Origin of the sequence: Octadecabacter sp. SW4, from assembly GCF_008065155.1 — a bacterium.
Classification (GTDB): domain Bacteria; phylum Pseudomonadota; class Alphaproteobacteria; order Rhodobacterales; family Rhodobacteraceae; genus SW4.
This window is the reverse complement of sequence record NZ_CP042819.1, coordinates 56,848-77,243: the sequence shown is the minus strand read 5'-3', so window position 1 is coordinate 77,243 and position 20,396 is coordinate 56,848. Positions and strand designations below refer to the sequence as shown.

The following is a 20,396-nucleotide window of genomic DNA, read 5'->3' as shown; positions in this document are numbered from 1 at the left end:
GGCCTTGGGACAAAGCCACCCTCAAAAGGATGGGCTATTTTCGCGCATCTAGGGGGAAGTAGGGGAAAATCACATGAAAACGCTAACTTGCTATGCTGCGCTTTGCGCAGCACTCGCGATGTCGGGTGCCGTTCAGGCGCAAACCGCATTTGAAGACCCGCTTTATCAAGGGCGGGTTCTTGAATTCAGCTTGGGCCTTTTTGCCCCTTTCAACAGTTTGCAGGATACGCTGACGACGCCGAATGGCGGCGGCGCACAGGTCCAGAGCACTGATCAGCTTGACTTTGGTCCTGGTGGTCGGCTTGACGCCGCCTATAGCCAGCCGTGGGGCAGCAACTCGCGTCTTATCGTCAATCTGACGGGCGCGACCGCGACCGGTGATGAAACAATCACCATCGGAGGGGCCATCGAAACTTTTCCCGGCAGTTACGATGATGGTTACAACCTCCCTGCCGGGTGGGACATTGATCCCGAGGTCAAGACCGAAACGTTGATGCTGGCTGTGGGCCGTGAATGGATGCTGGACGATCAGTGGCGTGTCAGTGCAGGCCTGAAGGCCGGACAGGCCTCGCAGGATTTGATGACAAACATCCTCGACCCGGGCGGCGTGGTTGTTTCGACGCAAACGACCCAGTCCAACAACCAGATGATCGGTGTTTTTGGCGGCATCAGCCACTATGCCGCGATCGACGCCAACCTGGGATTACGCCTGTCGGGCACGGTGGGCGTGATGCAAAACGATTTCGACTATCAGTATACAAGTGTCAGGCCCGGCGGGATTGTGGACCAAGATATAACAGCGTCAGAGAGCGGGACCGCAATATCGACCCAGCTGTCTGTGCGGCTGGAACGGAGTCTGTCCAAAGGTGGCATGCTCACTTTTGAGCTCGGTTTTGAAAACCTGCAGGGCATCGGCAACGGCGTCGACACTTTTCTTGATGTTGCCGGAACTGCAACAACGGCCCAAATTGGCAGCGACAGCATTGGCGGCGGTTATCTTAGCGTCGGGTATGCCTTTCAGTTCTAATGCCGTTGTGGCGTGATCATGCTAGAGACCCTAGAAACAAGGCACTTGTAGAGCAATGATGCCGTGATTTAGGCGCTGTATTCCAGCAGCACGGCGGTATCGTCGGTATTGATATCCGTTGCTGTCGTGTCCCTGAGGAGGACCGATTGTGGCGCGACGATCCCGCCAAGGGCGGCGTCAGGGTGATCAGCGTGTCAGCACCGTCCTGCGTGGCGGCAATGTCAAATACGTTGTCCTGCGCGTCCAAGGTCGCCTGATCTGCCGCGCTGAGGGTCGCAGCCTTGGGGATCACCACCGCAAGCTGGTCTTCGGTAGGGTCAAAGTTGTTTACCGTCACGTCAGAGGCAGTGTCGTTGTTGCTGAATTCCTGGCAATAGTGCTTCCTGAACGAAAACAGGTTACTGAAGAAAATTACAACTTCAGGATTGCTCCAAAATATCAGAGTGCCGACCAAGAGTTTGCGCTAGGGCTACACGGCGCTCTCCACGCCCAAGGCCTGGGAGAAAAACGGCTCGGGGCTATCGACTTCGACAAGTTTCTTGCCCTGAATTTCCCAAAACCGCGTGCCTGTTTCGCGCACGAAGGTGCGATCATGGCTGACAAGCAGGCAACTGACCTCGTGCTTTTCCAGCTCGGATTGCAGCGCCTCCTGGCCATCGATGTCGATGTGGTTGGTCGGTTCATCAAGCAGGTAAAAGTTTGGGTTGGTCAAGCGCAGCACCACCATCGCCAGTCGCGATTTCTGCCCGCCTGACAGGGTCGCGGTTTTTGCGTTCTGGTGGTCGATGCCAAAGCCCGCCCCCGCCAGAAGTGCACGCGCACGCTGGTCGCCTACGTCAAACCGCGAGGTGATCGCCTGCATCGGTGTGTCGTCGGGATCAAGCTGGGTGACGCCCTGATCGGAATAGCCCATCACGACGGTAGGCACGGCGCGAATCCCGTCAACGTCGTCGGTAATCGCGCGTTGCACCATATCGACCAACCGCGTCTTGCCAGTGCCGTTCGGCCCCAGCAACACGATCCGGTCACCGCGGTTGATCCAGACCTTGCCGGTCTTGAACAGCACGCGCCCATCGGGGGTTGTCACCGCGACGTCATCAAAGGCAATCAATGCCTTGGCGTGGGTGTCGGCATTGGTGAGCCGGATCGCACCTGCGTTGCGTTCCTTGTGGGCGGGGCGTGCCGCTTCCTCCAGCTTGTCGGCGCGGTCTTTCAATTGCCGGGTCTTGTTGACCAGCAGGTCCGAGCCCGAGTTGATACCGATATTCTTTAGCTTGGCCGCCTGACGGCGCAACTGGCTGGCCTGTTTCATATCGTTGTCAAAACGGCGGGCATCGGCGGCGTCCGCCACGTCCAGCGCATCGCGCGCAGCACTATAGGGCAGCGCAAAGACCCGCGAATGCGCGGCGCGCAGGAAAAGCGTGTGCGTAGTCACGGCATCAAGAAACGCCCGGTCATGGCTGGCGATCAGCATTGGCATATCGCGCGGCAACCCTGCAAGATAATCCTGCAACTGGCCGATACGCGTCAGATCAAGGTGGTTGGTCGGTTCGTCCATCAAAAGCGCGTCAGGTTCGGTCACCATTTCGCGCGCAAGCAGAGCCATGCGTTGCCACCCACCCGACAGCGCGCCCAAGGGGCGGTCACGCAGGTCATGGGGAATCGTCAGGTCATCCAGCACGATATCCACGCGCCAGCTTTCGTAATCCACCTGGTCGGGCGGCATCGCATCCAGCACGGCGTCGTATAGCGTGAGGTCACGCAGGTTTTCCGGCACGACCTGTTGCATGAAACCCACGCGCAAACCGCGCGCGGTGGTGATATCACCGGTGGTCGGGTCGGTCAGGCCCGCGATGCAATGCAGCAGCGTGGTCTTGCCGCCACCGTTGGCAGCGACTAGGCCCATGCGACAGCCTTTGGGCAGGGTCAGCTCAAGACCGGTGAAAAGCGGATCGGCCAGCGTAACGCCGATATTTTTAAGGGTGATCAGGGACATATTCTTCTCGGTTCAGGAAAATCGCGGCGCGGTGCCGCCAGAAAAGGCTGACCAAGGACGTGAGAAAATGTGACCCTGTCGTCAGCCCTGCACGGTGTTTTGCAGGGCAAAGACGGGGCCGCGCGTGCGATCGTGATAGCGTTTCATTGCGACGACCCCTCCTGATGTTGATGCGCGGGTGTGCGCAAACTCTAGCAAGGGCGTGAAACCGCCGCAAGTTCCGCAGTCTGTTCATTGAATTGTCATCTGCGGCTTGTTAGGTTTGGACAAGCCCAGCGCCGGGGCGATTGGACGGCGCGCTTTAGGAGGACAATGATCTGTCTCTTACCACACAGGCGGCCCATGCCGCTGCACGCGAGGCTGGCACAATGACAGCCCCGAAAACTGCAACCGCAGACACTGTGCTTGCTGCGATCCTGAAATCCCTTGACGATGACAAAGCCGAAGACGTTGTGCAGATCGATCTACGCGGCAAGTCCGAGATTGGCGACTATATGGTTGTGGCCTCGGGGCGATCGACCCGCCAGGTTTCGGCGATGGCCGAAAAGCTGACCGACCGGCTCAAGGCGGAATATGGTGTCATTTCCAAGGTCGAAGGCAAGGATATCGGCGATTGGGTGCTGATTGATGCGGGCGATGTGATTGTCCACATTTTCCGCCCCGAAGTGCGCGAATTCTACCAGCTTGAAAAGATGTGGCAGCCCGCAAGCGCTGACGCGGCGACGAAAGCCAACTAATGCGCGTGCATATCTGCGCTGTGGGTCGGCTGCGCGCCGGCCCCGAGCGCACGTTGATCGACGACTACCTGACGCGGTTTGACCGCACGGGGCGCGCACTGGGGCTTGGGCCTGCCAATCTTATCGAAGTGGAAGACAAGAAAGGCGGTGGTAGGGTCGCCGAGGCCGCCTTGCTGTCCAAAGCGATGCCGGATGGCGCGCTGATCTGTGTGCTGGATGAGCGTGGCAAGCTGCAATCCTCGCCCGACTTTGCGCAGACGCTTGCCGGATGGCGCGATCAGGGGCGCGGTGACGTTGCCTTTGTGATCGGTGGCGCGGATGGCATTGACCCGAACCTGCGCAAATCCGCCGATGCCGCCCTGTCGTTTGGCAAGATGGTCTGGCCGCATATGTTGGCCCGTGTCATGCTGACAGAACAATTGTATCGTGCCGCGTCGATCCTTGCTGGCGCGCCTTATCATCGCGTCTAGAGGATCGCGTGCCGTTGGGGTATGACGACCCCTGAAGCAAGCGGAGAGCACCATGACCACACCCAAACCTGTCGTTTTGTGTATTCTGGATGGTTGGGGAAAACGCGCTGACACGACGGCAAACGCCCCGGCCCTTGCCGACACCCCGCATTTTGACCGGATCATGCGCGACTGCCCCAATGCGCAACTGCTGACCCACGGCCATGATGCCGGCCTGCCCGCTGGCCAGATGGGCAACTCCGAGGTTGGTCACACCAATATCGGCGCGGGCCGCGTGGTCGCGATGGATCTTGGCCAGATTGATCTGGCGATCGAGGACGGCACCTTTTTCGACAATGCGGCGATCCTGAAATTTATCGACACGCTGAAGGGCACAGGCGGGCGGGCGCATCTGATGGGTGTTGTGTCGGATGGTGGCGTGCACGGCCATGTGCTGCATTTGATTGCCGCCGCAAACATGATTGCCGATGCGGGCGTGCCAGTGGTGATCCACGCGATTACGGACGGGCGCGATGTGGCGCCGGTTTCCGCCGAACGGTTTGTCGCCCAGCTTTCGGAGTCCCTGCCACAGGGCGTGACAATCGCGACCCTGTCTGGGCGTTATTATGCATTAGATCGCGATAACCGCTGGGACCGTGTCGAAAAGGCCTATCGCGCGATGGTTGATGGCGCCGGATTGACCGCCGAGAGTGCCGCTGATGCGATCACGGCTGCCCGCGCCCGCGACGAAAATGACGAATTTATCCTGCCGACCGTCTTGGGCGGGTATGCCGGAGTTGCCAAAGGCGACGGGTTGTTCTGTCTGAATTTCCGTGCCGACCGTGCCCGCGAGATCTTGGCGGCAATGGCCCAGCCTGATTTTGACGGGTTTGACCGTGGCACCAAACCACCGTTTGCGACCCTTTTGGGCATGGTCGAATACTCGGACGCGCATAGCGAATGGCTTGATGCCAGCTTTCCCAAACGCGTTATCAAGAACACGCTGGGCGCATGGGTCGCCAGCAAGGGATTGCGCCAGTTTCGCGTTGCCGAAACGGAAAAATATCCGCATGTCACGTTCTTTCTGAACGGCGGCAAGGAAATCCCCGAGGTGGGCGAGGATCGCTATCTTGCCCCTTCGCCCAAGGTGGCAACCTATGATCTGCAACCCGAGATGTCAGCTGCCGAGGTCACGGATGCCTTTGTTGGCGCGATCAATGATGGCTACGACCTGATCGTGTGCAACTATGCCAACCCCGATATGGTGGGGCATACCGGTGATTTGCAGGCGGCGATGGAAGCCTGCGAGGCGGTTGATACCGGCCTTGGGCGCGTGCTGGCGGCGCTTGAAAAAGCGGGCGGCGCGATGATCGTCACCGCCGATCACGGCAACTGCGAGGTGATGATAGACCCCGAAACGGGCGGGCCGCACACCGCGCATACGACGAACCCTGTGCCGGTGATCCTGGTTGGCGGGCCAAAGGGCGCAGGGTTGCGAAACGGTCGCCTGGCCGATCTGGCCCCGACCCTGTTGCAGTTGATGAACATCGAAAAGCCCGGCGAAATGACCGGTGAAAGTTTGATCAAGTGATCCTGCGCGCTGCATTTTTTGTTTGCCTTGTTGGCAGCGCTGCTTTGGCACAAACGGACCCGTCCGCGGCGGCAATCGCGGCTGCGGATCGCCTTGAGGAAGCAGGCGCGGCGCTGGCTGCCGCCGATGGCCGAAGTGACCGTATCGCTGCCCTGACCCAAACCGTGCAGGCCTATGAAGATGGATTGGTGACCCTGCGCGACGGGTTGCGCCGCGCCGCGATCCGTCAACGCACCCTTGAGGACGATCTGGCGGCGCGCAGTGACGAAGTGGCGCGCCTGTTGGGTGTGTTGCAAACGATGGGGCGCGCGCCTGCGCCGCTGTTGTTGCTGCATCCATCGGGGCCAACCGGAACGGCCCGCGCCGGCATGATGTTGTCGGATGTGACGCCGGGCTTGCAGGCCGAAGTGGACATCCTTCGCAGCCAGCTTGACGAGGTCGCGGCCCTGCGCGACCTGCAAAACCGCGCCGCAGATTTATTGGGCAAAGGCCTGGCAGGCGCGCAAGAAGCCCGCACCAAACTGAGCGCCGCAATTTCAGACCGCACCGACCTGCCACAACGCTATACCGAGGACGCGGTGCAAACGGCCCTGCTGGTAGCCAGCACGGAAACGCTCGATGCTTTTGCGTCTGGCCTGTTGCGTGCCGTTGATGGGGGCGCGGCACCCCTTGATGCGACAGTGGCGGGGGGGTTGGCACTGCCGGTGCAGGGCACGCTGTTACGCGGATATGAACAGGCTGATGCCGCCGGGATCACCCGCCCCGGTGTTTTGATCGCGGCGCGCCCGCGTGCTCTTGTGACCACACCCGGCGCGGCCACGGTGCGCTATCGCGGACCGCTGCTTGATTATGGCAATGTCACGATACTGGAACCGGCCGCAGACGTGCTGTGGGTCTTTGCTGGCATGGCGGAAGTGTTCGGCGAGGTCGGTCAGGTCTTGCCCGCGGGGTCGCCCGTTGGCCTGATGGGGGGTGAAACACCCGCAGTTGACACAATTTTGAGCGAAACAGCGCAAGGTGTGACAGGAAGTCAAACACAGACCCTTTATCTTGAGGTCAGAGAAGGGCAAAGTCCCGTAGATCCCGCGACGTGGTTCGCGGTTGAATGAGGTAGGAAAATTCATGAAGAAATTTTTTATGGCCGCAGCTGTAGGCACGATCGCAGGCGCGATTGCCACAACGCAGATCGCCGGGCCGCTGATCGCCCAAGAGGCCACCCGCAACGCCAGTGTCTATGAACAGCTTGACCTGTTCGGTGACATCTTTGAACGCATCCGCGCGCAATATGTCGAAGAAGTTGACGAAGCGGCGCTGATCGAAGCGGCGATTGACGGCATGTTGACGTCGCTTGATCCGCATTCCAGCTATCTGTCGCCCGAAGACGCCGCCGACATGCGCGTGCAGACACGCGGCGAATTTGGTGGTCTTGGGATTGAAGTCACGCAGGAAGAAGGGTTCGTCAAGGTCGTGTCGCCGATTGACGGCACCCCTGCAGATGCAGCCGGGATCATGTCAGGCGATTTCATCACCGCCGTGGACGGTGCCAGCGTTCTGGGTCTGACCCTTGATGACGCAGTTGACCTGATGCGCGGGCCTGTGGGTTCGGAAATCGTGATCACTGTCGTGCGCGAGGGCGAAATCGAACCGTTTGATGTGTCCATTATCCGCGACACCATCAAACTGACGGCTGTGCGCACGCGCACCGAGGGCGACACGGTTGTCCTGCGCATCACCACGTTCAGTGACCAGACCTATGACAGCATGCGCGAACTTTTGGCCGAACAGGTGGAAGAGGCCGGTGGCATCGACAACGTCAACGGTCTTGTTCTTGATCTGCGCAATAACCCGGGCGGTTTGCTGCGCCAAGCGATCCTTGTGTCAGATGCATTCCTTGAGGCTGGCGAAATCGTTTCGACCCGCAGCCGCAACCCCCAGGACGGTGAGCGCTACAACGCCAATGCGGGCGATCTGGCCGAAGGGTTGCCGATTGTCGTGCTGATCAACGGTGGCTCTGCCTCGGCGTCGGAAATCGTCGCAGGTGCGTTGCAGGATCACCGCCGTGCGATTGTCGTTGGCACCAACTCGTTTGGCAAAGGGTCCGTGCAGACGGTCATGCCGTTGCGTGGTGACGGGGCAATGCGCCTGACCACGGCACGGTATTACACGCCTTCGGGCCGGTCCATTCAGGCGCTGGGTATTTCGCCCGATATCATCGTTGAACAACCCCGCCGCGTCGAAGAAAGCACCGAGGAAGAAGAACAAGGCGTCTTCCGCTCCGAAGCCGATTTGCGCGGCGCGCTGTCCAACGACAGCCTGAGCGAGGACGAAATCCGCCAGATCGAAGCGGACCGTGCGCGCGCCGAAGACGCCGCTACGCTGCGCGAGGAAGATTACCAACTGGCCTATGCGATTGATATCCTCAAGGGTTTGTCGGCCCTTGGTCCCAACGCCGAGTAACCAAGGGGCAGGCGCATGACACCCGACGAGATCGCGCGCCTGCCTTACCGTCCCTGCGTGGGGGTGATGTTGGTGAACAGTGCCGGACATGCTTTTGTCGGCCAGCGCAATGACCGCGACCACGATGCCTGGCAGATGCCCCAGGGTGGCGTCGACAAGGGTGAAAACCCACGCGACGCGGCCCTGCGCGAATTGTGGGAAGAAACCGGCGTCACGGCCGATCTCGTGCAGGTGGAGGCCGAAAGCGCAGATTGGATTCCCTATGATCTGCCCCACGAGATCGTGCCCAAGATTTGGAAGGGCCGCTATCGTGGACAAAAGCAAAAGTGGTTCTTGGTGCGGTTCACTGGAACAGATGACCAGATCAATATCGCAACGCAGCATCCGGAGTTTTCGCGCTGGAAATGGATGCCACCGAGCGAAATGTTGACCAGCATCGTCCCGTTCAAAAGGGCGGTTTACGCGCAGGTCCTGAAAGAATTTGGAGGTTTGGTATGAAAAAGATACTGTTTGGCGTCCTGCTGAGTGTCGCGCTGCCGTTGCAGGCCGTGGCCTTATCTTGCGTGCAGGCTGATGTGGCCGGATCCTTTGACGCCGCGTCGCAGGCCGAGGCGCGCTATACCGTCCTTTGGGGCAACTTTTCCTTTACCCAAGATACCGTCGCCGCGCCGACACGCGAGGGGGAAGCCCCCGATCCCTTTGCCGTGCGTTTTAGCGGCAAGGGGTTGTCGGCAAGCGGGTTCGTCGACATCAAACCGCGCGATATCACCGTTGCGATCAGCTGTGCCGGGCCGTGGTGCGGTGCTTTCGCACCGGAAACCAATGCGCTGGCCTATGTCGAACGCACCGCCGATGGCGATTTTTTGCGCGTCGGCCCCTGCCCGCAATGGGTTTTCGAGAATCCGAGCCGCGCAGACATCGCCAAGGTCGAAGCCTGTATGCGCGGCGATGCCTGCGAACCATCCGGTCAGCAATGAAGCTTGCGCCCGTGGGGATTTCCCCGCAAGACTGCGCCGATGAAAAATGCAAAAATTGATACGCGGGCCATCGGCCTTGACGTAAGTCTGACCTTCGCCAAATGGCTGACGGGAACCGAGAACCTTCATTACGGGGATTGGACGGGGCTGGAGGTTTGCGCTGCAAATGCTGGCCCCGCGCAAGAAGCCTATACAGAGCGTCTGTTCGGATTTCTGCCAAAGGGCAAGCTGCGCATATTGGATATTGGCGGCGGTGCGGGTGTCACGGCGGGTAAGTTGATCGCGCTGGGCCACGACGTTGAAATCGTCATTCCATCCGCCTTTCTGGCTGAACGCTGCCGCGCCAATGCCCCCGCCGCTGTCGTTCACGAGATGATGTTTGAAGATTTCGTCAGCGATTCCAAATTCGATATTTGCCTCTTTTCCGAGAGTTTTCAGTATATCCCGCTGTCCGAAGGCATGCCCAAGTGCCTGACACTACTAAAGCCCCAAGGCCGTATCATCATCGCGGATTGCTTTCGCGACACAGGGTTTCGCGCCGATCCGGTGCGCGCCACAGTGGGCAGCGGGCACGGCATTACCTACTTTCGCAACGCCGTGGCTGACTTGGGCCTGACCATTGAGCGCGAGGAAGACGTGACCGAGGCCGTGGCCCCATCTGTCGAAATTGAACAGGGCCTGTTCAACATCTTTGGCCACGCAATTGCGCGCGTGGACGAAGAATTGACCACGAAAAGACCCAAGACACGGTGGATCATCGCCCGTGTGCTGCGCATGTTGATCAAAGAGCGCAAACGCGCCCGCCTGCAACAACGCCTGATGGAGCAAAGCCGCAATCGCGAGAGGTTTGCGGCCAGCAATATCTACCTGATGATGATCCTAGCGCAGCCGCATCAGTAGCGACAATGACGCGTAGCCATCGGGCACCAAGCCCTGACTGCGCTGATAGCTGCGGATCGCATCAATCGTCAGCGGCCCGATGCGCCCGTCAATCCCTTGGGTGCTGTGCCCGGCGGCTGTCAGCCTGCGCTGCAATTCCTGCCGTTCCCCGAACACCAGCGCACGATCGCCGCGCGGCCAACTGGCCTGAATTGCGCCTCCGCCAGCGATCCGGTCGGACAGGTGGCCGACACCGATCACATAGGCATCGGCCGTGTTGTAACGCTCGATCACGCTAAAATTGTGAAAGATCAGGAACGCCGCGCCTTGCGCCCCAGCAGGCAGCAGCACCGAAGCATCGCCGTAGTCGCGCACCACGCGCCCGTTTAGTCCGGTCACGCCCATGCGCGCCCATTCGCTGGGCAGGCGCTGAATGCGTCGGTTGGCCTGGGTGTAGTCGAACCCGTTGGGCAGGCGCACTTCGACGCCCCAGGGCTGGCCACTGATCCAGCCGAAATTCGCCAGATAGGATGCCGTGGACGCCAGCGCATCGGCGGGGTCATCAGACCAGATATCGCGTTTGCCGTCGCCGGTGAAATCCACCGCATAGGCCAGATAGGACGTGGGAATAAACTGCGTGTGGCCCATCGCGCCCGCCCAGCTTCCTGTCATGTCTGACGGCGCCACATCGCCACTTTGAATAATCTTGAGCGCAGCAATCAGTTGCTGCTCAAAAAACCGCCCGCGCCGCCCGTCATATGCGAGGGTTGCAAGTGCTTCGATCAGCGGTTCATCACCGCGAAACGCGCCAAACGAGCTTTCCAGCCCCCAAACGGCGACAACGACTTCCTTCTCCACGCCATAGCGCGCCTCGATTGCATTCAGCAGCCCTTCGTTCTGGCGCAGCGCCGCCTGGCCGTTGCGCACGCGCAAGTCGGATGCGGCGCTATCAAGGTATTCCCAGATCGTCTTGGTGAATTCCGATTGGTTGCGGTCGCGCTGGATAACGTCGGCGTTGTAGCGCACCCCGCGAAAGGCCGCGTCAAATGCCTGCGTGGAAATGCCCTGTGCCGACGCGCGGACACGAAAATCGCTGATCCAGCGCTGAAGCCCACGATTATTGGACGCGCCCTGAACAGTGATCGCGTGCAACTCCGGCCGCAGTTCGGGGCGAAGTGAACGTTCTGGCGGGCCGGGATTGGCCTGCGCGACACCTGCAACCACGAATGTCGCAAGGACGGCGAAACGCATTAACACACTCATGAAGCTTACCCGTTTCAATGACGTTTGCGCGCAATGCTACCGCCATTGTTTCCAATCGGGAAGCAATCAACCAGGGCGGGGCGCGGTTATCCGCCCATCACTTGCGGCTGCGTTTGACCTTGCGCGCGGTCTTGGCCGCCTTTTTGCGCGCCGCCCCCTGTTTGCGCCGCGGGGGTTTACCGCCACGTCCCGTGCCTTTGGTCACTGTGCGCCCATCAAGGCGGAGCAAATCCACGACCAGCCCACCGGTATCGGGCACAGCTTCGGTCAGGGCCACGGTGACGGGCTGCCCCAAACGAATGACCACGCCGGTGTCGGCCCCTGTCAGGGTCTGGCTGTCAGGATCGTGGCGGAAATATTCGGCCCCCAGATTGCGCATCGGCACCAGCGCATCCGCGCCGGTTTCATCTAGGCGCACAAATACGCCAAAACGGGCGATCCCGCTGATCCGCCCCTCCATTTCCGCGCCCACATGGTCGGACAGATAGGCGGCAAGGTAGCGATCCGTGGTATCGCGTTCGGCCATCATCGAGCGGCGCTCGGTATCGCTGATGAGCTGGGCGGTATCATCAAGGCGGTCGATATCTTCGGGTTGTAGGCCGTCCTTGCCCCAGCCGTGCGCGGTGATCAGCGCGCGATGCACGATCAGATCGCTGTAACGGCGGATCGGCGATGTGAAATGCGCGTAGTTGCGCAGGGCCAGCCCGAAATGCCCGAAGTTTTCAGCGTTGTAATAGGCCTGCGTCATTGACCGCAGGGTCGCCATGTTGATCAATTCGTCGTCTGGCGTGCCCTCGGCCTGTTCCAGCAGACGGTTCAGATGCGCCGTTTGCAGCACCTGCCCCTTGGCCAGCGTCAACCCGCTTGCGGCGGCGGTTTCGCGCAGGGCGTCCAGTTTTTCGGGGCTCGGTTCTTCGTGAACGCGGAACAGCAGCTGGGTTTCCCTGGCGATCAGGGTTTCGGCGGCAGCGACATTGGCCAGCACCATGAATTCCTCGATCAGGCGGTGGGCATCAAGGCGTTCCTTGAAATTCACGGCCGTGACATGACCTTCCTCATTGATCACGATTTGACGTTCAGGCAGGTCCAGTTCAAGCGGCTGGCGTTCGACGCGGGCCTTGCGCAGGCTTTCGTAGCAGGCGTAAAGCGGGCGGATGATATCATCCATCAGCGGCGCGACCTTGTCGTTTGGCGCGCCATCCATGCCCGCCTGCACTTCCTCGTAGTTCAGCGATGCAACCGAGCGCATGAGGCCACGATGAAAGCTGTGATCGATCTTGTGACCCGCCGCGTTGACCCGCATGCGCACCGCAACACAGGCGCGCGGCACGTTCTCGTGCAGGGAACACAAATCACCAGACAACCGGTCCGGAAGCATCGGCACAACGCGATCGGGGAAATAGGTGGAATTGCCACGCTTGCGCGCCTCGCGGTCAAGCGCGGACCCGGTCGTGACATAATGCGCCACATCGGCAATCGCGACCCAAAGGATATGTCCATTAGGGTTCTTTGGGTCATCATCTGGCTGCACAAGGCAGGCATCATCACGGTCACGCGCATCCCACGGGTCGATGGTGATCAGCGGCAGGTCTTGCAGGTCTTCCCGGCCGTCCAGACCGGCCGTTTTTGCGGCGTCCGCTTCGGCCACGACATCATCGGGGAAATGATCGGGTATCCCATGCTGGTGAATCGCGATCAGCGACACGGCGCGCGGTGCGGTCGGATCACCAAGCCGCGCCACGATACGCGCCTTTGGCAGACCCATGCGCCCCTTTGGTCCGGCCTGCTCGGCCTCGACCAATTCGCCGTCCTTGGCACCGTTCATCAAATCGGCAGCCACGCTCCATTCCTTGTCAGACCCTTTGTCGATGGGCAGCACACGGCCGCCGTCAGACCCGCGCCGGAACACACCCAGAATACGCAGGGGGTTGGTGCCAATGCGGCGGATCAGGCGGGCAGTATAGTCAAAACCTTCGCCCTGCTCCTTGGTCAACCGTGCGAGAATCTGATCGCCCTTGCCCAGCGCCGGGTCGCCCTTGGCAGCGATGAAGGCAATCACCGGCACATCACCCTTGCCGAACCATTCAACGGGCCGCGCGATCAGGTCGCCATCGGCGTCCGGCCCGACAATTTCGAGAACCGAAACCGGCGGAAGCCGATCAGGGTCGCGATAGGTCTTCTTGCGTTTCTCAAGGTGGCCCTCGTCTTCAAGCTCGCGCAGGATCCGCTTGAGGTCGATGCGCGCGGCGCCTTTGATCCCGAACGCCCTCGCGATGTCACGCTTGGCCGATTGGGTCGGATTTTCGGAAATCCATTGCAGGATTTCGTCTCTGGATGGGATGCGTTTCATGTCTCACCACCTACCACGGCACTTGCGCCTTGCCAGCTTCATCTTGCCAAAAATACCTCCGCCGGAGGCAAATTCATAAAAAGAACGCGCCGCAGGCGCTCAATCTGGTCAAGGCTGGCTGAAATAGGCCTGCAGGATGCGGGTGTAGATCGCCTTGAGGGTTGCGATATCGGTGACCGGCACACGCTCATCCACTTGATGCATTCGCTTACCGACAAGGCCACATTCGACCACGGCGCAGTGGTCTTTGACAAACCGCGCGTCCGATGTGCCGCCGGTCGTGGACAAGTCAGGGGTGTTTCCCGTTTCGGCGCGCACCGCGTCGCTGATCAGCGTCGAAAGCGCGCCGGGGGGCGTCAGGAACGCCTCTCCTGATACTCTCACATCCTGGGTGATCTGGACGCCAAATTCGGCCTGCACCGCGTCGATTTCAGACTGCACCCAGGCCGTAAGGCTATCGCCCGTGTGCCTGTCATTGAACCGGATATTCACGCTGGCACGCGCCTGGGCGGGGATCACATTGTTGGCGGGATTTCCAGTGTCGATCGTGACGATCGCAAGGGTCGATGGGTCGAAATGGTTGGTGCCGTCGTCAAGCGTCTTGCCGGCCAACCGGTCCATCAGCCGCACCATCGCAGGCAGCGGGTTCAGCGCGCGCTGCGGGTAGGCCGCATGTCCCTGCTTGCCTGCCACTGTGATATGCGCGGTCATGGACCCGCGCCGCCCGATCTTGATCATGTCACCCACTGTTTCGACGCAGGTAGGTTCCCCAACGATACAGGCTCGCATGGTTTCGCCCTGCGCCTCCATCCAGTCAAGCAGCGCGGTTGTGCCGTCGAGCGCCGGGCCTTCTTCGTCACCGGTGATGGCAAGGATGATTGCGCCGTCCGGTGGCGAGGCGCGCACGAAATCCACGGCGGCGGCAGCAAATGCGGCGACGCCCGATTTCATATCCGTCGCACCGCGCCCGTAAAGGAAGCCGTCGACGATATCCGCGCCGAACGGATCGTGGGTCCAGGCCGCGGCGTCCCCGATTGGCACAACATCGGTATGGCCATTAAAGCCAAAGCTACGCGCGGCCCCCTTGGCACCCCAGCGGGCGAACAGGTTGCACACCTCGCCGCGATCAACGCGGGTGCAGGTAAATCCGGCATCCGATAACAGGTCAGCCAGCACCGTCAGCGCGCCGCCCTCGGCGGGTGTGACCGACGCGCAGCGCACCAGACGTGCCGTAAGGTCAACCGGGTCTATGGGTTTGGTCATGATCCGCTCCTGTGTTGCACCCAGAGGTAGCGCGCGCCACGGCGTGATGCAAACACCCCTGTGGCGGGCTTGCGACACCTTTTCATGTGACATCAAGAAAGCGCCATAAAATACTCACACAAAAGGACAATTCGGCCTAATGTGAAGCCAATAATTGACCCGAGGCAGGGCAGACATCAAAGAGACCCAAGATGGTCCGTGGCGAGCAGTTGAAGCCACAAGATATAGGTTAACGTGCAAGGCAAGCACGAATCCGTCTGAACTGTCTCCAACACATGGGTTGGGGCAAAATGGTTGCGGCAAGCGAACTGACATACGACACAAGCGCCACTGCGATGCAGATGGCGAACTCGATTTTCGGCAATGGCGTCACGGTCACGAGTGCGAGCTATTCGGGTTCCAGCTATTCCTCGGCGATCTATTCGAACGGTGATTCACTCGCCCCGGGCGTGACGCCGGGCGATACGGGCGTGATTTTCTCCACGGGTCGGGCGACGAATTTCACCAATTCTTCGGGCCAGTCGAACCAAGATACCAATACCAGCACCAATACCGGCGGCGCGAACAATGACGCCGATTTCAATGCGGTGGCAGGCACCAACACATATGATGCCTCGTATATGGTGGTGGATTTCATCCCAACCGATGACGTGATGACGATGCAGTTCGTCTTTAGTTCTGAAGAATACCCAGAGTATTCGAATTCGATTTACAACGATATGGTTGGTGTCTGGATCAACGGAACGCACGTGCCGCTGTCGATTGCGAACACCAACCAGACGGCCATTGGTGCGGTCAATCAGACCAACAACGTCAACCTTTATAACGACAACACGTCCGACCAGTTCAACACCGAGATGGACGGTTTTACCGTCACCATGACGCTGACGATTCCGGTGAATGTTGGCGTGACAAATACGATCAAGATCGGCATCGCCGATGTGTCGGACAGCAGCTATGACTCGAACCTTCTGATCGCGGCAGATTCCGTGCAGACCCAACTGGTGGCCGAACAAGACCTTGTCACCATGCAGGACAGTGTAACCAAGAACGTTGATGTGCTGGACAACGATATCAACAACACGAGCGGCACCTTGCAGATCACCCACATCAACGGCAATGCCGTGACGGTGGGTCAGACAATCACCTTGCCGACCGGCCAAACAGTCACACTGCTGGCCGATGGCACGTTCGACATCACGACGGACAGCGACTTTGAAACCACGAGCTTTACCTACCAAGTCGAAAGCACGGATGGGTCCGGCACGGTTCTGGAAACGGATGTCGGGTTTGTCACCGTTGAAACGATCCCTTGCTTTGTGGCGGGCACCCTGATCCGCACGCCCGACGGCGACAAACCTGTCGAACAGTTGCAGGCCGACGATATGGTTATCACCCATGATGACGGGGCGCAGCCGGTGCGCTGGGCCGGGCAACGCACTGTGCCTGCCATCGGCAACATGGCCCCCATTCGCATCCGCGAGAATACCTTTGGCGAACATGGCACCTTGATGCTTTCGCCCCAGCACCGCGTGCTGATCCGCGACACGATGGCCGAGCTGCTGTTTGGCGAAGGCGAAGTTCTGGTTGCCGCCAAGGATCTGGTCAATGACCGGTCCGTGCGCACGATTGAAGGCGGCGACGTGACCTATGTGCACCTGTTGTTCGACAAGCATCAGGTCGTCTATTCCGAAGGTCTCGCGACTGAGAGTTTCCTGCCCGGCCCGCAAACGACCAAGGCATTCGAACAGGATATCATCGACGAGATTTGCGCCGTCTTTCCCGAATTGAACGCCCTGACCGGCGAAGGCTATAGCCCTGCCGCGCGGCGCACCCTGCGCCACTACGAGGCGCGGTTGCTGCTATCACAGGCGGCGGCGTAACAATGCGGGCGCGCCGAACATGAGTTGGATCGGGCTTCGCGACGGCAGCGAGGGCGTGCTGAACCCGGCAGGGCTTGGCCAGCCCAATCTTGCCAATGCGCCTGACCCCGACACGCTATTGACCAGCGGCACGTTATTCATTGAGTGCAGCTATGAACCGGGGCCGCTTCCGGTAAATATCCTGCGCCTGTTTGCCCGTGATCCCTGGCCTTCGGGTTTGACGCTATGCCTTGATACAGACGGGACACTGCGCCTGCTGATGCGGCACGGCGCGCGCCATTTGTCGCGCGATCTTGCGACCGATTTGCAGGTCAGCGAAAGCGTTTTGCAGATTTCATATACGTGGGATTGTCCTGCACGACGTGGCACGCTGACGCTTTATGTGCCGGATCGTGGCACACTGTTTCAAACCGATGTCAGCGCGCCTTTTCCGTTAACATTGCGCGATGCAACACGTCTGATGGCTGATCATACGCTGTGCAAAGCCGACCCAAGCCTGCACTTTGCCGCCGTGTCAGACAGTGTTGAACCCGCAGGGCCGATGCCCGCGATTGGTGCGCGGGGCAGCATTAAAACACCCTCGGGTGAAACCCCGATCGACACATTGCGCCCAGGTGAATTTGTCAGCACGGCCCAAGGTGACGTGGCACAGGTGCGCTGGGTGGGATCGCAGGTGTTGCCTGCCCGCGGGCGGTTTGCACCCTGTCTGTTGCGCGCGCCTTATCATGGTGCCTCGGCCGATCTGTTGCTTGGGCGCGACCAGCGAATTTGTCTGTCAGGATCAGATGTTGAATACCTGTTTGGCGAAGAATGCGTGTCGGCAGCCATGCGCCATATGATCGACCATCGGGCGGTCCTGGCAATTGATCCTGCGCCGCAAACGGTGCGGTATTATCACGTGCTGTTGGATCGCCATGCCGTCATTATTGTCAACGGTGCACCGCTTGAAAGCTTTGATGTCAGCGCGCTTCTTGCCGATCCGGGCGTGCTGCCCCATTCGGTCTTGCGAGACTTGCCGCCGGAATTGCGGCCCCTTCAATCGGATCTTGCCTTGCCCGTCTTGCGTGGCTTTGAGGCACTGACCCTCACTGAATTGGCGACGGCCCAGGGCTAGTTATTGCCTCGCCCGTCGGAATTGGCGTAAGGCAAGGTGACTTCGGGGGGAAGAAGCAATGCGGTTTCCAATTGTCTTAATCGGCTTCATGGCGGGTTTTGCGTCAATGGTTACGGCGCAGGACTTGCGGGTCGCAACAGTCACGCGCGCCCCATTTTCGATGATAGACGGCGGGCATGACGTTGGATTTTCCGTCGACCTCTGGGCGAGCATCATGAACGACCTTGGGCGAAGCTATGACTTTGTCCGTGCCGACAGTTTTTCCGAAATGATTGCTATGGTGATAGATGGCGAGGTCGATGCCGCCATTGCCAATATTTCGATCACCGCCGAGCGCGAAGCGATGATGGATTTTAGCCAACCGATTTTTGCCGCCGGTCTGCAAATCATGATCCCTGCCGGGGCGGGCGGTGCATCGCTCTGGTCGGTGCTGTTTTCACGCGATCTGCTATTGGGTGTTCTGGCGGCGTTTGGCGTGCTGTTTGCGGCAGGCATGATGATGTGGCGGTTTGAGCGTAATCATCAGCCCTATTTCGACGGAGGCGCGCGCAAGATGGCCTTTCCGGCGTTTTGGTGGGCGTTGAACCTTGTGGTAAACGGCAGCTTTGAAGAACGCGCGCCACGTTCGCCACTGGGGCGCTTGTTTGGCGTCATCCTGGTCGTGGCCTCGCTGTTCGGTGTGTCGATCTTTGTCGCAAAAATCACCGCAACGCTGACCGTCGCGGCAATTCAGACAAATGTGTCAGGCGTGAATGACCTTTATGACAAGCGCGTTGGCACGATTGGCGACTCTACTGCTGCCGGCTTTCTGGAGGGGCGCGACTTGCGTGCGTTGACCTTTGATGATCTGGACACATTGATCGCGGCCTTCGAAGACGGCACGCTTGACGCGGTCGTGTTTGACGCCCCCATTCTGGCCTATTACGTGACAACGGACGGGGCTGACACAGGCCGTTTGGTGGGGTCCGTCTTCGTGCCCGAAAGCTATGGGATCGCACTGCCTACGGGCAGCCCCCTGGCCGAGGAAATCAACCAGTCGCTGCTGCGCCTGCGCGAAAACGGCACATACGAGGCAATCAAGCTGAAATGGTTTGGCCCTGCGGGCGGCTAGGCGGGTTCGTCATCACCAAAAAACGGCGTCATCTGCGCGACGATCACGCTGTTTTCGGCCAGCGCGCGCGCCATCAGATCTTTTTCCTCGTCAGCGATGTCATGTCCCTCGGCAAGGCGTTCATCAAGCGTGCCATAGCCGGACACATCCAAGGGGTTCATATCGGCCTGTTTAAGGATCGCAACGGTTTCGCGCACGGCCTCGGCCTCGTCCACGCCGCTGGCATAGATCATCAACGCCGCGCCGGTCGCATCCTTGGGCAGGCCATCACCGTCTTTGCGGCCCACTTCGACCAGCAAGGTAAAGACCTGCTGGCGCGAGGGTTTCTTTTTCTGCGGGGCGTCCGACATCTGCTGCCTTTCATGGACGGTGAGTTTTTAACCCACCTAACGGGCCGACGGGTAAGGTGGGTTGTGAACCCACCCACCTGATTAGTCGCGCAACAATTCGTTGATGCCGGTTTTGGAACGGGTGCGTTCATCGACCCGTTTCACGATCACCGCGCAATAGAGGTTGATCCCGTTTTTCGACGGCATGGACCCGGCAACCACCACCGAATAGGGCGGCACTTCGCCATAAAAGACTTCACCGCTTTCACGATCCACGATCTTGGTCGATTGGCCGATAAACACGCCCATCCCAAGAACCGAGCCTTCGCGGATGATGCACCCTTCGACCACTTCCGAGCGCGCACCGATAAAGCAGTTGTCCTCGATGATCGTCGGGCCGGCCTGCATTGGTTCCAGCACACCGCCAATCCCGACCCCGCCGGACAGGTGCACGTTCTTGCCGATCTGTGCGCAGCTTCCGACCGTGGCCCAACCATCAACCATTGATCCTTCATCGACATATGCGCCGATGTTAACAAACGACGGCATAAGCACCACATTCTTGCCGATAAAGGCGGACCGCCGCACGATGCTGCCCGGAACCGCGCGAAAACCCGCAGCGCGCCACTGATTGTCGCCCCAATTGTCAAATTTCGACGGCACCTTGTCCCACCATGTGGATGCGCCGTTGCCACCGGGAATGGTCTCCATGTCGTTCAGGCGGAACGACAGCAGAACCGCCTTTTTCGCCCATTGGTTCACATGCCAGTCGCCGTTCTCACGCCGTTCGGCCACGCGCAGTTTGCCGCTGTCCAGCGCATTCAGGGTGTCTTCGATGGCGTCGCGCACCGCGCCGGTCGTCGTAGGAGAAATTCCGTCGCGCGCCTCCCATGCGGCTTCAATGGCTGTTTCAAGGGCGGCGTTGGACATGGTGTTCTCCGGCTTGGCAAAGGTCAGGTTCGCCTGCGCT

The 20,396-nt window shown here is 59.9% G+C and carries 18 protein-coding genes; 12 read left to right on the top strand and 6 right to left on the bottom strand.

Annotated elements, in window-relative coordinates:
* Window positions 1-73: 73 nt before the first annotated feature.
* The gene (locus FTO60_RS00355) at window positions 74-1,027 is read left to right on the top strand and encodes a hypothetical protein (RefSeq protein ID WP_148054099.1); all 954 of its coding nucleotides are present in this window, start codon (window positions 74-76) and stop codon (window positions 1,025-1,027) included.
* A 469-nt stretch (window positions 1,028-1,496) separates the two neighbouring features.
* Here the strand turns inward: FTO60_RS00355 and FTO60_RS00350 are convergent, their stop codons facing one another.
* Window positions 1,497-3,023, bottom strand: coding sequence for an ABC-F family ATP-binding cassette domain-containing protein (locus FTO60_RS00350; RefSeq protein ID WP_148054098.1), 1,527 nt, complete (start codon window positions 3,021-3,023; stop codon window positions 1,497-1,499).
* A gap of 368 nt (window positions 3,024-3,391) precedes the next feature.
* Here FTO60_RS00350 and rsfS point away from each other — a divergent pair, with 368 nt between their 5' ends.
* Genes rsfS through FTO60_RS00310 form a run of 8 tightly spaced genes read left to right on the top strand, consistent with a single transcriptional unit; the run spans window position 3,392 to window position 10,134 of the window.
* Window positions 3,392-3,760, top strand: a complete 369-nt coding sequence (rsfS, locus tag FTO60_RS00345; RefSeq protein WP_148054097.1) for a ribosome silencing factor — start codon at window positions 3,392-3,394, stop codon at window positions 3,758-3,760.
* Window positions 3,760-4,230, top strand: coding sequence for a 23S rRNA (pseudouridine(1915)-N(3))-methyltransferase RlmH (rlmH, locus tag FTO60_RS00340; RefSeq protein WP_148054096.1), 471 nt, complete (start codon window positions 3,760-3,762; stop codon window positions 4,228-4,230). Before rsfS ends, rlmH begins: the two co-directional genes overlap by 1 nt.
* A 52-nt stretch (window positions 4,231-4,282) precedes the next feature.
* Window positions 4,283-5,800 (top strand): 2,3-bisphosphoglycerate-independent phosphoglycerate mutase, encoded by a 1,518-nt coding sequence (gene gpmI, locus FTO60_RS00335; RefSeq protein WP_148054095.1) that lies wholly within the window; start codon window positions 4,283-4,285, stop codon window positions 5,798-5,800.
* Window positions 5,801-5,844: 44 nt separating this feature from the next.
* Window positions 5,845-6,909, top strand: coding sequence for a murein hydrolase activator EnvC (locus FTO60_RS00330; RefSeq protein ID WP_254696842.1), 1,065 nt, complete (start codon window positions 5,845-5,847; stop codon window positions 6,907-6,909).
* A gap of 13 nt (window positions 6,910-6,922) precedes the next feature.
* A complete protein-coding gene (locus FTO60_RS00325; RefSeq protein ID WP_148054094.1) occupies window positions 6,923-8,257 on the top strand; it encodes a S41 family peptidase in 1,335 nt (444 codons plus the stop codon).
* A gap of 15 nt (window positions 8,258-8,272) precedes the next feature.
* Window positions 8,273-8,755, top strand: coding sequence for an RNA pyrophosphohydrolase (locus FTO60_RS00320; protein ID WP_148054093.1), 483 nt, complete (start codon window positions 8,273-8,275; stop codon window positions 8,753-8,755).
* Window positions 8,752-9,234 carry a hypothetical protein gene (locus FTO60_RS00315; RefSeq protein ID WP_148054092.1) on the top strand — a complete coding sequence of 161 codons (483 nt, stop codon included), beginning with the start codon at window positions 8,752-8,754 and terminating at the stop codon, window positions 9,232-9,234. The genes FTO60_RS00320 and FTO60_RS00315 overlap by 4 nt, the downstream gene beginning before the upstream one ends.
* Before the next feature lie 39 nt (window positions 9,235-9,273).
* Window positions 9,274-10,134 (top strand): bifunctional 2-polyprenyl-6-hydroxyphenol methylase/3-demethylubiquinol 3-O-methyltransferase UbiG, encoded by an 861-nt coding sequence (locus FTO60_RS00310; protein ID WP_148054091.1) that lies wholly within the window; start codon window positions 9,274-9,276, stop codon window positions 10,132-10,134.
* Here the strand turns inward: FTO60_RS00310 and FTO60_RS00305 are convergent.
* The 3 genes from FTO60_RS00305 to dapE all read right to left on the bottom strand — a co-directional run bounded on the left by FTO60_RS00305 (window position 10,114) and on the right by dapE (window position 14,989).
* Entirely contained in the window at window positions 10,114-11,364 is a 1,251-nt protein-coding gene (locus FTO60_RS00305; RefSeq protein ID WP_148054090.1) for a lytic murein transglycosylase, read from the bottom strand. The two genes, FTO60_RS00310 and FTO60_RS00305, sit on opposite strands and share 21 nt — an antisense overlap.
* A 109-nt stretch (window positions 11,365-11,473) precedes the next feature.
* Complete coding sequence (gene rnr / locus FTO60_RS00300) at window positions 11,474-13,726, bottom strand: ribonuclease R (protein WP_148054089.1); 2,253 nt, start codon at window positions 13,724-13,726, stop codon at window positions 11,474-11,476.
* A 108-nt stretch (window positions 13,727-13,834) separates the two neighbouring features.
* Window positions 13,835-14,989 carry a succinyl-diaminopimelate desuccinylase gene (gene dapE / locus FTO60_RS00295; RefSeq protein ID WP_148054088.1) on the bottom strand — a complete coding sequence of 385 codons (1,155 nt, stop codon included), beginning with the start codon at window positions 14,987-14,989 and terminating at the stop codon, window positions 13,835-13,837.
* 290 nt (window positions 14,990-15,279) lie between these two features.
* On the opposite strand from dapE, the gene FTO60_RS00290 reads away from it, so the two are divergent.
* From FTO60_RS00290 to FTO60_RS00280, 3 genes are read left to right on the top strand one after another with little or no spacing between them, the layout of a single operon-like run.
* The gene (locus tag FTO60_RS00290; protein ID WP_148056991.1) at window positions 15,280-16,872 is read left to right on the top strand and encodes a Hint domain-containing protein; all 1,593 of its coding nucleotides are present in this window, start codon (window positions 15,280-15,282) and stop codon (window positions 16,870-16,872) included.
* Between the two features lie 19 nt (window positions 16,873-16,891).
* Window positions 16,892-17,986, top strand: a complete 1,095-nt coding sequence (locus FTO60_RS00285) for a Hint domain-containing protein (protein ID WP_148054087.1) — start codon at window positions 16,892-16,894, stop codon at window positions 17,984-17,986.
* Between the two features lie 58 nt (window positions 17,987-18,044).
* Window positions 18,045-19,097, top strand: a complete 1,053-nt coding sequence (locus FTO60_RS00280) for a transporter substrate-binding domain-containing protein (RefSeq protein ID WP_148054086.1) — start codon at window positions 18,045-18,047, stop codon at window positions 19,095-19,097.
* Here the strand turns inward: FTO60_RS00280 and FTO60_RS00275 are convergent.
* Window positions 19,094-19,447 (bottom strand): hypothetical protein, encoded by a 354-nt coding sequence (locus FTO60_RS00275; RefSeq protein ID WP_148054085.1) that lies wholly within the window; start codon window positions 19,445-19,447, stop codon window positions 19,094-19,096. The genes FTO60_RS00280 and FTO60_RS00275 overlap by 4 nt on opposite strands.
* A gap of 81 nt (window positions 19,448-19,528) precedes the next feature.
* Complete coding sequence (gene dapD, locus FTO60_RS00270; protein ID WP_148054084.1) at window positions 19,529-20,356, bottom strand: 2,3,4,5-tetrahydropyridine-2,6-dicarboxylate N-succinyltransferase; 828 nt, start codon at window positions 20,354-20,356, stop codon at window positions 19,529-19,531.
* Window positions 20,357-20,396: the final 40 nt, after the last annotated feature.

Bases quoted from the DNA above. Each gene is read 5' to 3' on its own strand.
- FTO60_RS00355 (WP_148054099.1), top strand. From the start codon at position 74: ATGAAAACGCTAACTTGCTATGCTGCGCTTTGCGCAGCACTCGCGATG.
- FTO60_RS00350 (WP_148054098.1), bottom strand. From the start codon at position 3,023: ATGTCCCTGATCACCCTTAAAAATATCGGCGTTACGCTGGCCGATCCG.
- rsfS (WP_148054097.1), top strand. From the start codon at position 3,392: ATGACAGCCCCGAAAACTGCAACCGCAGACACTGTGCTTGCTGCGATC.
- rlmH (WP_148054096.1), top strand. From the start codon at position 3,760: ATGCGCGTGCATATCTGCGCTGTGGGTCGGCTGCGCGCCGGCCCCGAG.
- gpmI (WP_148054095.1), top strand. From the start codon at position 4,283: ATGACCACACCCAAACCTGTCGTTTTGTGTATTCTGGATGGTTGGGGA.
- FTO60_RS00325 (WP_148054094.1), top strand. From the start codon at position 6,923: ATGAAGAAATTTTTTATGGCCGCAGCTGTAGGCACGATCGCAGGCGCG.
- FTO60_RS00320 (WP_148054093.1), top strand. From the start codon at position 8,273: ATGACACCCGACGAGATCGCGCGCCTGCCTTACCGTCCCTGCGTGGGG.
- FTO60_RS00315 (WP_148054092.1), top strand. From the start codon at position 8,752: ATGAAAAAGATACTGTTTGGCGTCCTGCTGAGTGTCGCGCTGCCGTTG.
- FTO60_RS00310 (WP_148054091.1), top strand. From the start codon at position 9,274: ATGAAAAATGCAAAAATTGATACGCGGGCCATCGGCCTTGACGTAAGT.
- FTO60_RS00305 (WP_148054090.1), bottom strand. From the start codon at position 11,364: ATGCGTTTCGCCGTCCTTGCGACATTCGTGGTTGCAGGTGTCGCGCAG.
- rnr (WP_148054089.1), bottom strand. From the start codon at position 13,726: ATGAAACGCATCCCATCCAGAGACGAAATCCTGCAATGGATTTCCGAA.
- dapE (WP_148054088.1), bottom strand. From the start codon at position 14,989: ATGACCAAACCCATAGACCCGGTTGACCTTACGGCACGTCTGGTGCGC.
- FTO60_RS00290 (WP_148056991.1), top strand. From the start codon at position 15,280: ATGGTTGCGGCAAGCGAACTGACATACGACACAAGCGCCACTGCGATG.
- FTO60_RS00285 (WP_148054087.1), top strand. From the start codon at position 16,892: ATGAGTTGGATCGGGCTTCGCGACGGCAGCGAGGGCGTGCTGAACCCG.
- FTO60_RS00280 (WP_148054086.1), top strand. From the start codon at position 18,045: ATGCGGTTTCCAATTGTCTTAATCGGCTTCATGGCGGGTTTTGCGTCA.
- FTO60_RS00275 (WP_148054085.1), bottom strand. From the start codon at position 19,447: ATGTCGGACGCCCCGCAGAAAAAGAAACCCTCGCGCCAGCAGGTCTTT.
- dapD (WP_148054084.1), bottom strand. From the start codon at position 20,356: ATGTCCAACGCCGCCCTTGAAACAGCCATTGAAGCCGCATGGGAGGCG.